Raw genomic sequence first — 14444 nt, forward strand, 5'->3', positions numbered from 1 at the left:
ACCTCAGGTCGAGGTCTAGACCGGCTTTCCCGTCATTTCCCCCGTGCGACGTACTTCCCGAATGCCCCGCCGGACGGCCAGCGGCCAGTCCGGAACGCCCGCGCCCCAACGGATCCCGCGCCGCAACGGACCCCGCGCGGCAACGGATCCCGCGCGGCAACGGACTCCGCGCCGCGAGGTGATCCGCGTGGCGGGGAACCCCCGCGCTCAGCGCTGCTGCTGTTCCCGGAACGCGCTGGGCGCCACGCCCACCCGACGCGTGAACAGCCGGGTGAAGTACCCGGGGTCGTCGTAGCCGACGTGCCGGGCCACCGCGGCGACCGTCCGGTCGGTGCCGGCGAGCAGCTCCTTCGCCAGCGTCAACCGCACCCCCAGCAGGTACTCGCCGGGCCCGGTGCCGGCCGCGGCGCGGACCGCCCGGCGCAGCGCCGTCTCGGACAGCCCGAGCCGGCGGGCGTGTTCGGCGACCGGCCAGCGGCGGGTGGCGTCCCGGCGCAGCGCGGCCAGTACCGGGGAGCGGGTGGCACCGGTGGAGCGGCGCACGGTGACCAGCAGGTCGTGGACCGCGGCGGCGGCCGGCACGTCCGGCTCGTCGGCGCGTACCGCCTCGGCGAGGCGACCGAACGCGCGCCGTACCGGGGCCGGGTCGGGCAGCGGCGTCACCGGTTCCGCCGGCAGCCACCCCAGCTCCTCGTACGCCCCGGCCGCCGGTCCCTCGAACAGCAGCCAGTACTCCGACCAGCCGCCGGCGTCCGGCCGGTAGCTGTGCCGTACGCCGGGGCGGAGCCAGAAGACGACCGGTGCGACGAGCGCGTGCCGGGCGTCCTGGACCAGTTCGCCGCGACCGGCGGCGAGCAGTACGGCGGCGTGGCAGCTGAGGACGCGGTCCCGGCAGGGCGGCCCGGTGCCGCGCTGCGCACCCGCGCCCAGGCACACCAGCCCGAGCCGCCGGTGCGCCGGCCCGGGCGTCAGGTAGCGCGCCCACCCCTCCACGGCTGCCGATCGTCCCAGTACCGGGGCGTGGAGTCCATGGCGGCCACCCGGCCGGGTGCCGACGCTGGAGGCATGCTGACCTCGAACGGGTACGTGCTGTCCGCCGCGCCGGACCGGCTCGGCGAGCTGGCCCCCGTACCCGACCGCGAACGGCACGACCGGGACGCGCTGTGGGCGCGGCTGCGCGCCGAGGGCCACCTGTACCTGCCGGGCGCGCTCGACGCCGACGACGTCCGGGCCTTCCGCCGCTGGTACTTCGACGCGCTCGCCGGCACCGGGCTCGTCGTCCCGGGCTCCGACGGTACGGCCGCGGACGGGCCGGTCGACGCGGCGGCGCTGCGCCACCGACTCTTCCGGTACGTGGTGCCGAGCCTGGCGTACCAACGGTTCTGCACGCAGCCGGCGGTCCGGGACTGGTACGCGTGGTTCCTCGGCGGGGAGACGTTCCTGCACCGGCGGAAGATCCTGCGGCACACCCGCCCCGGCGAGCGCGGCGTCGGCACGACCACCCAGGCCCACTACGACCTCGTGTACCTGCGGGAGGGCACGGACCGGGTGCTCAGCTCGTGGATCCCGCTCGGCGACTGCCCGGTGTCCCTCGGCGGCCTCGTGTACCTGGAACGCAGCCACCTCCGGGTACTCGCCGAGGAGGCGGCCGGCACGCTGTCCGCGCCGTTCACCCTGCGGCGTGGCGGGCGCCGGCCGGCCGCGGGCATCACCGCCGACCTGCCGGCGCTGGCCGACGAGTACCGGGGGAGGTGGTTGGTGGCGGACTACGCGGCGGGCGACATGGTGGTGCACTCGGCGCACGTCATCCACGCGTCGCTGGACAACGTGGACACCGCGGGCCGGATGCGGCTGTCCACCGACATTCGGTACCAGCGCGCGGACGAGCCGATCGACTGGCGGTGGCAGCGGCACTGGCACGACGGCGACGGGCTCTGATTTAGTGACATCCGCGTGGGCCGGCCGATCGGCGACCCCGCGCGGGACACGCCCGGTGCACAGCGCGGTGCGGCGGCGGGCCCGCCTCTCCACAGGGGGATGACGTCCGTCCCCGGCACCGAAAGGTTGTGGCACATGCTGGTCGACTGGCCACTGGACAGGCTCCGGGAGTACCGGCCGGAGCGGACCGAGCCGGCGGACTTCGCCGAGTTCTGGAGCGGCACGCTGAAGCAGGCCCGCGCGAAGGCCACCCCGGCCGTCTTCGAGCCGTACGACGCGGCCCTCGCCACGGTCGACGTGTTCGACGTGACGTTCTCCGGGTTCGACGGGCAGCCGGTGCGTGGCTGGTTCCTGCTGCCGAGGCACACCGAGGGCCCGTTGCCGTGCGTCGTCGAGTACATCGGGTACAACGGCGGGCGGGGGCTGCCGCACGAGTGGCTGGCGTGGTCCGCCGCCGGGTACGCGCACCTGGTGATGGACACCCGCGGCCAGGGCTCGAACGGCTCGACCGTCGGCGCCACGCCCGATCCGGACGCGACCGGCCTGCCGAACACGCCGGGCTTCATGACCCGCGGCATCACCGACCCGGAGCACTACTACTACCGCCGGGTCTTCACCGACGCGGTACGCGCGGTCGACGTGGCGCGCGAGCATCCGCGGGTCGACCCGGCCCGGGTGATCGTGACGGGTGGCAGCCAGGGCGGCGGCATCACGCTCGCGGTGTCCGGCCTCGCCGACGACCTGTACGGGGTCATGCCGGACGTGCCGTTCCTGTGCCAGTACCGGCGCGCCACGGAGATCACGGACGAGAACCCGTACCACGAGATCACGCAGTACTGCCGGACCCACCGGGACGAGGTGGAGCAGGTGTTCGCGTCGCTGGCGTACTTCGACGGCGTGAACTTCGCGGCGCACGCGACGGCGCCGGCGCTGTTCTCGGTGGGCCTGATGGACCCGATCTGCCCGCCGTCGACGGTGTACGCGGCGTACAACCACTACGCGGGGGAGAAGGACATCCGGGTGTGGGCGTACAACGAGCACGAGGGTGGCGCGGGCTTCCAGCGCGCCGAGCAGCTCCGGTACGTGCGGGATCTGTTGCGGCCCTGATTGACTGATTTTCGCCGGGCATCGACAATATCCTTCCTGTCCCAGGAGGTGGGTCGATGCCCGGTTCGCGTGTGCTCTCCCTGGTCCTGCTCGTCACCGCACTCTCGCTCGCCGTACCCGGTCCCGCGTCGGCCGCCGCGGCGTTTCCCCGGATCGACGCGTCCGGCTTCCAACTCGTCCAGGGCACCACCTTCGCCACGTACGGCGACCGGGTGGCGCACCTGGAGTCCGGCCACCCGCAACTCGCCGCGCACCCGCTCACCGACGTACTCGCGAGCGTCAACTACCCGACCCGCGCGCTCTGCCACGACACGTACCTGAACGCGTCGCTGAGCCCGGCCGGCTTCTGCTGGCAGTCCGGCGCCGACGACACCGACAACACGTGGATCCCGCAGGGGCTCACCGGATCCGACGACTCGACCGCGCCCGGCGTCGGCGGTCGCCGCGTCGTCGCCGTCGACTGGCACTACGGCACCCCGCCCAACGGCACCGACGTGGACGCGAACAAGTACGTGCGGGTGTCGTTCGTGGACACCTCGAACGGCACGTACCGGCACGCGCTGCTCGTGGAGCCCACGTCGGACGACGACTTCGCCGCGGTCGCCAGCCACGGCGACGGCCTGGTGTGGAGCGGGCACCGGCTGTTCCTGGTGTCCAGCACGGTGATCCGGGTCTTCGACCTGAACCACTTCTGGGCCATGGACGCCAGCTCCGCCACCGTCGGCCTCGGCACCGACGGCAGGTACCACGCGCGTTACCACGCGTGGGCGCTGCCGATGGTCGGCTCCTACTGGTACGCCGGCGGCGGCTGCGCCGTGCAGACCGGTGTGAAGCCGTGCTTCTCCAGCGTCGCGCTCGACCACTCGGACGGTTCGCTGGTGTCCGTCGAGTACGTGGCCGGCCAGTCCGGCGGCCGCGTCGTACGGTGGCCGGTCGACGCCTCCACCGGGCTGCTCGCCACCGACGGCGTCGGCGACGTGCACGCCACCGAGGCGTTCTCCTCGCCCGTCTGGGCGATGCAGGGCGCCACCGCGTACGGCGGGTACTTCGTCATCGCGGGCACCTGCCCGGAGTTCGCGGGGCAGGCCGGCGACCATCCGAGCTGCCTGCACGGCGGCGTCGGCGGCGTCTCCACGTCGAGCCTCACCGAGGCGCCCGTCAACACCCAGAACCTCGCGTACTGGCCGGACACCGGCGCGCTGTGGCTCGTCAACGAACAGCTCCGCGAACGGGTCGTGGTGCACGTGCCGTGGCACACGTTGACCGGGCGGTGATCCCTGGCAGGGTGAACCCATGACTGACGACGCGCCGCGGCCGGCGGCCGCACTGCCGGACTTCCTGCCCGAGTACGCCGCGACCGGCCGGTTCCGGTACGGGCAGCCGAGGAACGTCACGGTCGCGCCGGACGGCACCCGGGTGCTGTTCCTGCGCGCGGCCGGCGGTACCGACCGGACGACGTCGCTGTGGCGGCTGGACGTGGCGACGGGCGTGGAGACGCTCGTCGCGGACGGCGGCGCGCTGTCCGGCGGCGAGCTGTCCGCGGCCGAACGCGCGCTGCGGGAACGGACCCGCGAGTCCGCCGCCGGCATCGTCTCGTACGCCACGGACGCCGATGCGCGGCGCGTCGTGTTCACCGTGGACGGTCGACTGTGGACGGTCGCGGACGGTGCGCCGGTTTCCTTGCCCGCCACCGGATCCGTCCTCGACCCGCGGCTCGACCCGGCCGGCCGCACCGTGGCGTACGTGGCGGACCGCGCGGTCCGGCTCGTCGACGTGGACGGCGGGCACGACCGCGCCCTGGCGGTGGCCGAGGACGACGCCGTGACGTACGGACTGCCCGACCACGTGGCGGGCGAGTCGATGCACCGGCACCGCGGCCACTGGTGGTCGCCGGACGGCACCCGGCTGCTCGTCGCCCGGGTCGACGAGTCCCCCGTCACCCGGTGGTACCTGGCGGATCCGGCCGATCCGACCGCCGAGCCGCGTGCCGTCCGCTACCCCGCCGCCGGCACCCCCAACGCCGTCACCACCCTCTGGCTGTACGACGTGGCCGACGGTTCCCGTACCGAGGTGGTGTGGGACCGCGGGTACGAGTACCTGGCGGAGGTGCACTGGTCGGACTCGGCGCTCCTGCTGCTGGTGCAGAACCGTTCCCAGCGCGACGTACGGGTGCTGGCGGTCGACACCGCGACCGGCGCCACGAGCACGGTGCACGCCGACCACGACGACGCGTGGTGGGAGCTGGTCCCCGGGCTGCCCGCGACGACCGCGTCCGGCGAGCTGGTGTGGTCGACCGACGACGCCGCGACCGACACCCGGCGGCTGGTCGTGGCCGGCGAGCCGGTCACCCCGCCCGGCCTGCAACTGCGCGAGGTGACCGCGGTGGACGGCGACGCGGTCGTGTTCCTCGCCAGCGACGAACCCACCGAACAGCACGTGTGGCGCTGGCGGCCGGACACCGGCGCGGTCCGGGTGTCCACCGGGCCCGGCGTACACGCGGCGGCGGTCGGCGGTGGCACCACCGTCCTGCTCTCCCGGTCGCTGGCGTACCAGGGGGTCCGGGTCACGGTCGCCGGCACCGACACCGCGATCGCCTCGACCGCCGCCGTTCCGTCCCTGACACCCCGGGTGCGGATCCACTCCCTCGGCGAGCGGGAGCTGCGCACCGCCGTCCTGCTCCCCTCCTGGTACGACCGCGCGTCGGGCGGCCCGCTCCCCGTCCTGCTCGACCCGTACGGCGGGCCGCACGGTCAGGTCGCCGTGCACGCCACCGCCCCGTACCTGCTGTCCCAGTGGTTCGCCGAGCAGGGGTACGCGGTGCTCGTCGCCGACGGCCGCGGTACGCCGGGGCGCGGGCCCCGCTGGGAACACTCGATCCGCGGCGACAAGCTCACGTACGCGCTGGCCGACCAGGTCGACGCGCTGCACGCCGCGGCCGCCGAGTACCCGGAGCTGGACCTCGGCCGGGTCGGCATCCGCGGCTGGTCGTACGGCGGCTACCTGTCGGCCGCCGCCGTCCTGCGCCGCCCGGACGTCTTCCACGTCGCCGTCGCCGGCGCCCCCGTCACCGACCCCCTCCTGTACGACACGCACTGGCAGGAGCGCTACCTCGGCGACCCGGCCGAGGATCCCGAGGCGTACCGGCGGAGCTCGCTGATCCCGGACGCGCCGAAGCTGACCCGGCCGCTGCTGCTGGTGCACGGCATGGTCGACGACAACGTGGTGGTCGCGCACACGCTGCGGCTGTCCGGCGCGCTGCTCGCCGCCGGCCGCCCGCACGCCGTACTGCCGCTCACCGGCGTCACCCACATGTCCGGTACGGCGACCGCGCACCTGCCGCTGGTGGAGCTGGACTTCCTCGACCGCGCCCTGCGCCCGTCCCGCCCCTGACCCCGCGTCCGGGCGCCACCAGAACGCCGCGCCACCAGAACGCCGCGCCACCAGAACGCCGCGCCACCAAAACGCGGCGCCGCCAGAACGCCGCGCCACCAACGGAATCCGCGTCCCCGACGGCAGCGGGCACCGCCGCGACCCACCGCGGCGGTGCCCCTCGTACGTCGCCGACCGCCCGCCCCCGGGCCTACCGGCTCAGCCCACGTAGTCGCGCAGCCGGCTCACGTTGTCCGGGCGGCGCAGCTTCAGCAGCGTCATCTTCTCGATCTGCCGGATCCGCTCGCGCGAGAGCCCGAACTCGCGGCCGACCTCGTCGAGCGTCCGCTGCCGGTCGTCGTCCAGCCCGTACCGCAGGCGGATGACGGCCTGCTCCCGCTCGGTCAGCGTGGACAGCACACCCTCCAGCGCGTGCTTGAGGAAGCCGTACGAGACGTTGTCGTCGTCGCCCTCCTGCGGCCGGACGAAGTCGCCCAGCGAACTCTCGCCGTCCTCACCGACACCCTGGTCCAGGCTCACCGGATCCCGGTCGTAGCTGATCAGCTCCAGCACCTCGGTCGGCGGTACGCCCAGCGCCTCGGCGATCTCGACGTGCCCCGGCTCGCGACCGAGCTGCATCGCCAGCTCGCGCCGGGCCCGGACCATCTTGTTGACCTGCTCGACCATGTGCACGGGCAGCCGGATCGTCCGGGACTGCTCGGCCATCGCGCGGGTCACCGCCTGCCGGATCCACCACGTCGCGTACGTGGAGAACTTGTACCCCTTGGCGTAGTCGAACTTCTCGACCGCGCGGATCAGACCCAGGTTGCCCTCCTGGATCAGGTCCAGGAACGGGATCCCGCGGTTCGTGTACCGCTTGGCGATGGAGACGACCAGCCGCAGGTTGGCCTCCAGCAGCCGGTTGCGGGCCGCGTCGCCCTCGGTCACCACGCGGACCAGCGTGGCCCGCAGCGCGTCCGGATCCGCGGCGTACGCCTCGGCGGTGGCGCCCTCGGTGCACCGGCCGGCGAGGATCTCCGCGGCGTACAGCCCCGCCTCGACCCGCCGGGCCAGGGTGACCTCGTCGGCGGCGGTCAGCAGCCGCACCCGCCCGATCGCGTTCAGGTACGTACGCACCAGGTCCGCCGAGCCGGCCCGGTCGTCGGACTGCACCCGGGTCGTCACGTACTCCTCGCTCAGTGGAAGGGCCACCGTCTCCCGCCTCCCGTGCCTGGCGCGTGGTCCGCGCTCCTGTCCGCCTTGGCCCGGGCCGTTACGCTGCTCGCGCCTCGACCCGATGGAAGAGATTCCACCGGGGCGGAGGCCGTCACGGAGCGCCGCGACAGCCAGGTGGCACGAATCCGGGAACTGCCCGGGAAGGCGTTGGCACGAATAGGGGAGTCAGCCGCACATCGGTGCGTGCCGCGGCTCTCAACGGGGTTCCCGGGAGATGCCACCCGTGGCACTTCGTCGTTACGATGTGGATCGCGGCTGCAACCCTCGGGCCGCGCCGATGCGTTGATACACCGGGAGGCCCCGGGGGACGGGCCGCCCACGCAACCCCGCTTTCCCGACATCCACCGCGAACCACCCATCGCGGACGCCGGGCGGGCGGGGATTGTCAGGTCTGTACCGCCTGCGGTCCCGCCGGCGGACGGACACTCTGGTTGAGGCGACCGGCACCCCCCGCCGGTCGGATACAGGGGAGGCTTCCATGCCACGTCGTCCGTGGCGCGGTCGTGGTCGGCTGGCGGTCGTCGTGCTCGCCACCGGCGTCACCGCGATGCTGCTGGCCGGCTGCAACGGCGGTTCCGACAAGGCCGCCGGCAAGAGCGGCAGCGGCAGTGACGGGGGCGGTGGCGGCAAGCCGGTGCCGGCCGCCACGCTGTCCATCACCCCGGCCACCGGGACGAAGAAGGTCTCGCCCGGCGACCACGTGGTGGTCACCGCCGCGCACGGCACGCTCTCGTCGGTCGCCCTGACGAACGCCGCCGGCAAGGAGGTCAAGGGCACCCTGTCGAGCGACAAGACGACGTGGACGTCGGCCGAGAAGCTGGGCTACGGCAAGACGTACAAGGTGGCGGCGACCGCGGCGAACCCGGACGGCAAGAAGGTCAACGCCGCCAGCTCGTTCAGTACGGTCACGCCGGGCAACTACACCCTGCCGTACATCCAGAACGCCAACGGCAAGACGTACGGCGTGGGTGAGCCCGTGATGGTGCACTTCGACGAGCCGATCCCGGACAAGGCCGCGGCGGAGAAGTCGCTGAAGGTCACCACGAGCCCGTCGGTCGAGGGGTCCTGGCACTGGATCAGCGCGCAGGACGTGCACTGGCGGCCGAAGACCGACGCCGGCAAGTACTGGACGCCCGGCACGAAGGTCACCGTCTCCGCCGACGTGTACGGCGTGAACATGGGCAAGGGGCTGTGGGGCCAGGAGGACCGGGCCGCGTCGTTCACGATCGGCAGCTCGATCGTCGCGATCGCCGACAACAAGTCGCTGCACATGAAGGTCTACAAGGACGGCAAGCAGATCCGCGACATGCCGTTCAGCGGCGGCAAGGGCGGCTACATCCAGGACAAGTACGGCAACAACGTCTCGCTGTGGACGCCGAGCGGCACGATGGTCGTCATGGACCAGGAGAAGCGGGTGCACATGACCTCGTCGTCCTGGGGCATCGCGAAGAACAACCCCCAGGCGTACGACGTGTACGTCAACTGGGGCACCCGGCTGACCGGTGACGGCATCTACCTGCACGCCGCCCCGTGGAACGTGGGGCTGCACGGCAAGCAGAACGACTCGCACGGCTGCTTCAACCTGAGCGACCAGGACGCCAAGTGGGCGTACGACAACCTGCGGCCGGGCGACGTGGTGATCATGAGTGGCACGCCGGACAAGGTGACCGTCGACCGTGGGTACGGCGACTGGAACCTGAGCTGGGACAAGTGGGTGCAGGGTTCGGCCCTGAAGTAACCGTTTCGACGTCTGACGGCCGTCGTCCGGGTGACCGGGCGGCGGCCGTTCGGCTGTCCGTATCGGTCGTTTCGTCACCAAACCCGGAGTACCGGAAATTAAGGGCTCGCGGAGTGGTGATGACCCTCACACGTGGCGTTACGATCGCCGAGGAGGGGTGTTCCCACCCAACTCCGCTCGTCGAGGGGAGCCGTCATGACAGACGTCGAGAAGGACTCCGCCGGCGCAACAGCGCCGACCCATTCCGTCGCGGATCCCGCCCCGCTCGGGCTGGCCGCGTTCGCGCTGACCACCTTCCTGTTGTCGGCGAAGAACGCCGGCTGGACCCACGGCACGGACGCATGGCTGGGCTACGCGTTCGCGTACGGCGGCCTGGCCCAGTTGCTGGCCGGGATGTGGGAGTTCCGTCGGCGCAACGTGTTCGGGGCGACCGCGTTCAGCTCGTACGGCGGGTTCTGGATCGGCCTCGGGCTGTACGTTCTGCTCGCCGCGCCGCATGCGACGCCCGCGCAGCTCAACAACGACCTGGGCTGGATCCTGCTGGCGTTCGCGATCTTCAACGTGTACATGCTGGTGGCGAGCACGCAGGTGAACGAGGCGGTGTTCGGGGTCTTCCTGACCCTGCAAGCCACCGAGGTACTGCTGTTCATCGGTGCCTTCAGCAGCAATGCCACGATCACCAAGATCGGCGGGTACGTGGGCGTGGTGACCGCTGCCGTCGCCTGGTACACGTCGTTCGCGGGGGTCCTCAACGGCACGGCGGGTCGTACCGTGCTGAAGGTCGGGTCGCCGATGTTGAGCGGCCGGATGCACTCCGAGGCACCCGTGGCGCACAGTCACTGATGCAACGACCCGACGGCCGGTGGGCGAGGCTCACCGGCCGTCGGCGCGTCTGGTGAGCCGGCCGGCGGCCACCAGCTCGACCGCGACGAGTACGGCGACGGACTCGACGGCGAGCAGGGCGATCAGGACCAGGAGCTGGGCGGCGCCGGCGGCGAGCGGTGAGGCACCACCGAGGAGTACGCCGACGAACGCGCCGGGCAGCGTCACGAGCCCGACCGTACGGGTCTGGTCCAGCGCCGGTACGAGTGCCTGCGCCGCCGACGGCCGGCACACCTCCAGTACGGCGGCGCGGCGGGAGAACCCCAGCGCCAGCGCCGCCTCGTACTCGCCGTGCCGGGTGGCGAGTTCGTCGAGGGCGCGGCGGCCGGACAGCGAGGTGGCGGTCATCGCGCCGCCGATGAGGATGCCGGCGATCGGCACGATCGCGATGCCGGTCAGCGGTACCAGGCCGGAGCCGAGGATCAGCGCGAGCGCCGGCACCAGCCCCGCCGCGATCGGTACGGCCGCCCACAGCCCGGTACGGGACCGGGTGATGCGGCGCGCCGAGGTCACCGAGGCGACCGAGTACATCAGGGCGACGAACAGGGCGGTCAGCGCGAGCGACCGGAGTACCGCGGCGATCACCAGGGAGACGGCGGTGAGCTGGAGCGCGGCGCGTACCGAGGCGGTCAGGACGCGGCGGCCGACGCCGAGCCGGCCGAGCGCGGCGACCGTCGCGGCCAGCAGGGCCAGCGCCACGAGTACCGCGGCCAGGGTGGGGCCGAGCGGGATCGCGTTGCCGTTCATGCTCCGATCTCACCGCGTCCCGGACCGCGGCGCGGCACCGGGGTACCTCCGGGCGGGGCTGTGCGAGGCTGGCCGGGTGACGGAGAGCCCGCTGGTCGTGGTGGACGCGGCGAACGTGGTCGGCTCGGTGCCCGACGGCTGGTGGCGGGACCGGGCGGGCGCGGCGACCCGGCTGCGCGACGCGCTCGTACCGCTGGTGGACGGGTTGCCGCCGGGTGGCGGCACGCCGGACTGGGCGACCGGGCCGGTACGGATCGTGCTGGTGGTGGAGGGCGCGGCGCGTGGCGTACCGGGGGTGGAGGGGGTGACGGTGCTGGCTGCGCCGCGGTCCGGGGACGACGCGATCGTCGACCTGGTCGCCGACGAGCTGTCCGCGATGCCGTCCCCGCCGTGCCTGGTCGTGACGGCCGACCGCGAACTCCGCGACCGGGTACGCCGGCTCGGCGCCGACGTGATCGGCCCACGCACCGTGTATCCACGATGACCGACCGTCCATCCGGTACGGTACGGCGGATGCGTAGGTGGACGTGGGTGGCGCTACTGGCCGCCGTACTGACGCTGGCCGGGTGCGGACCGCGCGCCACGGCCAGCGGGTCGCGGGCGGACTCGGCCTCCCCGACACCCTCCCGTACGGCGGGGTCGGCGGCACCGTCGCCGAGCGCCGCACCGCCCTCGTCGGCGGGGTCGTCCTCCCCGACCGGGCGGCGGAAACCCTTGCAGGGCAAGGTGATCGTGCTCGACGCCGGGCACAACGACGGCAACTTCGGGCACACCTCGGTGATCGACCAGCTCGTCGACGCCGGCGGGTTCCGCAAGCCGTGCGACACGACCGGTACCGAGACGAACGCCGGCTACCACGAGGCGGCGTTCACCTGGGACGTGACGAAGCGGCTGACCGCGCTGCTCCGGGCCGACGGCGCGCGCGTCGTCCTGACCCGCAAGGACGACCACAGCGTCGGCCCGTGCGTCGACGTCCGGGCCGCGGTCGGCAACCGGGCGCACGCCGACGCCGCGATCTCCGTACACGCCGACGGCAACCTGCTGTCCGGCCACGGCTTCCACGTCATGCAGCCGGTACGGATGAGCGGCGGCAGCGCCGTCCTCGCCCGCTCGCGCCGGCTCGCGCTCGCCGTGCGCGACGCGTACGAGTCGGGCACGGGGATGCCGCCCGCCAACTACATCGGCACCGAGGGCATCGACCCCCGGTCCGACATGGCCGGGCTGAACCTGTCCACGGTGCCGAAGGTCCTCCTGGAGTGCGGGAACATGCGCAACGCCGGCGACGCGAAGGACCTGTCGTCCGCCGCGTTCCGGCAGCGCATCGCCCGCTCGCTCGACACCGCGATGCGCGCGTACCTCCGCTGACCGCCGGCCCGGCTCGCTCAGCGCGGGTGCAGGCCGGCGTGCCGGTACACGTCGTCGATGAGGCGCATGGTCCGTACCGCGTCGGAGGCGGGCGTGAGGACCGGGCCGCCGTGCAGCGCGGCGGTGGTGAACGCGCGCAGCTGGTGGGTGTACGACGCCTCGCCGGCGACCCGCTCGTGCCAGCGCCGCGTCGCGGTCCGCACGCTGAGCCGGTGCCAGTACTGGGGGGCGACGTAGTTGGTGATGCGCAGCCGGCCCGCGTCGCCGTGCACCACGCAGGACACCCCGAGCACGTCGGACGACCAGAGCGAGCAGGTCATCCGGCCGGTCGCGCCGTTCGGGTACCGCAGCAGCGCGGTCATCGCGCGGTCCACGTCGCTGGCGCGGAGCCGGGCGCGGGCGGCGACGACGGTCGGTTCACCGGGCCCGAGCGTACGCAGGCAGTGCAGGGCGTAGCAGCCGGCGTCCATGGTGGCGCCGCCGGCCAGGTCGGCGCGGAACCGGATGTCGCCGCGGCGCGGCAGCGGGAAGCACATGCGCGCCTCGACCCGCCGTACGGTGCCGATCGTGCCGGCGGCGAGCAGGTCGAGCGCGCGGTCCACGACCGGGTGGTACCGGTAGTGGAACGCCTCCATCACCACCCGGTCGCTGGCCGCCGCCGCGTCGGCGACCCGTTGCGCCTCCTCGGCGTTGGCCGTGAACGGCTTCTCGCACAGCACGTGCTTGCCGGCCTCGATCGCGCGGACCGTCCACTCGGCGTGCAGCGAGTTCGGCAGCGGCACGTACACCGCGTCGAGCGCCGGATCGTCCACCAGCGCCGCATAGTCGGCGTGTACGACGGGCACGCCGTGCCGGGTCGCGAACGCGTCCGCCCGCGCCCGGTCCCGGGCGGCGACCGCCACCACGGCCGCCTCCGGTACCGAACGGGCCGGTCTGATCAGCGCCTGCGGGGTGATGCGCGCGGCGCCGAGCGCGCCGATCTGCAGCGAGTCCACCGGCCGAATCTACCGGCCCGCGGTCACGACAGGCTGGCGATCAGACACGCCGGACTCGGTACGGCCAGGCTGCCGGCCGGCTCCGGTACGCCGGTGTCGCCGTCGACGCGGAAGATGCCGACGGTGTCGGAGTTCTGGTTGGCCACGTAGAGGAAGTCGCCGAGCAGCAGCAGGTGCCGCGGCCAGTCGCCGCCGGTGCCGACCTCCGCGACCAGCCGTACGCCGGCCGGTTCGGCCGCGAGTACGCAGACCGTGTTCGGGCCGCGGTTCGCGACGTAAACGTACCGGCCGTCGGCGGAGGCGGCGATCTCGCTGGGAAAGCTGACCCCGTCGTACCCGGTGGACCGGACCGAACCGACGGCCGTCAGCGCGCCCGACCCCGCGTCGTACTCCAGCGCGGTGACGCTGGAGTCCAGCTCGCCCGCCAGGTACACCCGGTCGCCGGCACCGAAGGCCAGGTGCCGCGGCCCGGTCCCGGCCGGCAGCGCGGTGCGCGCGGACTCCACCAGCTTCCCGCCCTCCAGCCGGTACGCGGTGACCGTGTCCGTGCCGAGGTCGTTGACGAGCACGTACCGTCCGGCGGGGTCGAAGCGCGCCTGGTGCGCGTGCGGCCCCTCCTGGCGGTCGGTCACCGGGCCGGATCCCTTGCGCTGCACCAGATCCACCCGCTCGCCGAGCGACCCGTCGGTGGCGATCGGGTGCACCGACACCGAACCGCTGCCGTAGTTCGCGGTCACCAGGTACCGGCCGGTCGGGTCGACGGACAGGTGGCAGGGGTCGCTGCCGCCGGTCGGCCGCGAGCCGAGCGGGCGCAGCGCCGCGCCGTCCACCGCGTACCCGTTGACGGAGCCGTCCTGCCGCTCGGTCACCGCGTACAGGAAGCGGCCGGTGGGGTGCCACGCGAGGAAGGACGGCCCGCTGACGGGCGTCACGTCGCCGACCGGGGTGAGCGCCCCCGACCCCGGATCCTGCCGGTACGCCGTGACCCCGGCGCCGCGCCCCGGCGCGCTGGAGTCCGGCGTGTACGAGCCGAGGTGGACGAATCTGTCGGACATGTTCGCTCCGTT

Annotated in this window: 13 protein-coding genes; 8 read left to right on the top strand and 5 right to left on the bottom strand. The window is 73.3% G+C overall.

Going from position 1 to position 14444, the window contains the following annotated elements:
- Positions 1 to 207: 207 nt before the first annotated feature.
- Positions 208 to 993, bottom strand: coding sequence for a helix-turn-helix transcriptional regulator (locus Aru02nite_RS08110; RefSeq protein ID WP_203656229.1), 786 nt, complete (start codon positions 991 to 993; stop codon positions 208 to 210).
- Between the two features lie 72 nt (positions 994 to 1065).
- Between Aru02nite_RS08110 and Aru02nite_RS08115 the strand changes: the two genes are divergently transcribed.
- From Aru02nite_RS08115 to Aru02nite_RS08130, 4 genes are all read left to right on the top strand, one after another.
- Positions 1066 to 1938 carry a phytanoyl-CoA dioxygenase family protein gene (locus tag Aru02nite_RS08115; RefSeq protein ID WP_203656235.1) on the top strand — a complete coding sequence of 291 codons (873 nt, stop codon included), beginning with the start codon at positions 1066 to 1068 and terminating at the stop codon, positions 1936 to 1938.
- Between the two features lie 135 nt (positions 1939 to 2073).
- Complete coding sequence (locus Aru02nite_RS08120; protein WP_203656236.1) at positions 2074 to 3045, top strand: acetylxylan esterase; 972 nt, start codon at positions 2074 to 2076, stop codon at positions 3043 to 3045.
- Between the two features lie 56 nt (positions 3046 to 3101).
- Positions 3102 to 4319: a hypothetical protein gene (locus tag Aru02nite_RS08125; protein ID WP_203656237.1), complete on the top strand. Its 1218-nt coding sequence runs from the start codon at positions 3102 to 3104 to the stop codon at positions 4317 to 4319.
- Between the two features lie 19 nt (positions 4320 to 4338).
- On the top strand, positions 4339 to 6435 hold the full coding sequence (locus Aru02nite_RS08130) for a S9 family peptidase (protein WP_203656238.1): 2097 nt from the start codon (positions 4339 to 4341) through the stop codon (positions 6433 to 6435).
- A 198-nt stretch (positions 6436 to 6633) separates the two neighbouring features.
- Here the strand turns inward: Aru02nite_RS08130 and Aru02nite_RS08135 are convergent, their stop codons facing one another.
- A complete protein-coding gene (locus Aru02nite_RS08135; RefSeq protein ID WP_239076515.1) occupies positions 6634 to 7626 on the bottom strand; it encodes a sigma-70 family RNA polymerase sigma factor in 993 nt (330 codons plus the stop codon).
- A 502-nt stretch (positions 7627 to 8128) separates the two neighbouring features.
- Between Aru02nite_RS08135 and Aru02nite_RS08140 the strand changes: the two genes are divergently transcribed.
- Together Aru02nite_RS08140 and Aru02nite_RS08145 are read left to right on the top strand one after the other, a co-directional pair.
- A complete protein-coding gene (locus tag Aru02nite_RS08140; protein ID WP_203656243.1) occupies positions 8129 to 9388 on the top strand; it encodes a L,D-transpeptidase in 1260 nt (419 codons plus the stop codon).
- 195 nt (positions 9389 to 9583) lie between these two features.
- A complete protein-coding gene (locus Aru02nite_RS08145) occupies positions 9584 to 10231 on the top strand; it encodes an acetate uptake transporter (RefSeq protein ID WP_203656244.1) in 648 nt (215 codons plus the stop codon).
- Positions 10232 to 10261: 30 nt separating this feature from the next.
- Here the strand turns inward: Aru02nite_RS08145 and Aru02nite_RS08150 are convergent, their stop codons facing one another.
- Positions 10262 to 11017, bottom strand: coding sequence for an ABC transporter permease (locus tag Aru02nite_RS08150; protein ID WP_203656245.1), 756 nt, complete (start codon positions 11015 to 11017; stop codon positions 10262 to 10264).
- 76 nt (positions 11018 to 11093) lie between these two features.
- Between Aru02nite_RS08150 and Aru02nite_RS08155 the strand changes: the two genes are divergently transcribed.
- Together Aru02nite_RS08155 and Aru02nite_RS08160 are read left to right on the top strand one after the other, a co-directional pair.
- On the top strand, positions 11094 to 11501 hold the full coding sequence (locus Aru02nite_RS08155; protein WP_203656247.1) for a PIN domain-containing protein: 408 nt from the start codon (positions 11094 to 11096) through the stop codon (positions 11499 to 11501).
- A gap of 29 nt (positions 11502 to 11530) precedes the next feature.
- Positions 11531 to 12382: an N-acetylmuramoyl-L-alanine amidase gene (locus Aru02nite_RS08160; protein WP_203656249.1), complete on the top strand. Its 852-nt coding sequence runs from the start codon at positions 11531 to 11533 to the stop codon at positions 12380 to 12382.
- A 17-nt stretch (positions 12383 to 12399) separates the two neighbouring features.
- On the opposite strand, the gene Aru02nite_RS08165 is transcribed toward Aru02nite_RS08160, so the two are convergent.
- Positions 12400 to 13377, bottom strand: coding sequence for a Gfo/Idh/MocA family protein (locus tag Aru02nite_RS08165; protein ID WP_203656251.1), 978 nt, complete (start codon positions 13375 to 13377; stop codon positions 12400 to 12402).
- 23 nt (positions 13378 to 13400) lie between these two features.
- A complete protein-coding gene (locus tag Aru02nite_RS08170) occupies positions 13401 to 14432 on the bottom strand; it encodes a lactonase family protein (RefSeq protein WP_203656253.1) in 1032 nt (343 codons plus the stop codon).
- Positions 14433 to 14444 lie beyond the last annotated feature (12 nt).

The organism is Actinocatenispora rupis, assembly GCF_016861975.1.
In the GTDB taxonomy this organism is placed as follows: domain Bacteria; phylum Actinomycetota; class Actinomycetes; order Mycobacteriales; family Micromonosporaceae; genus Actinocatenispora; species Actinocatenispora rupis.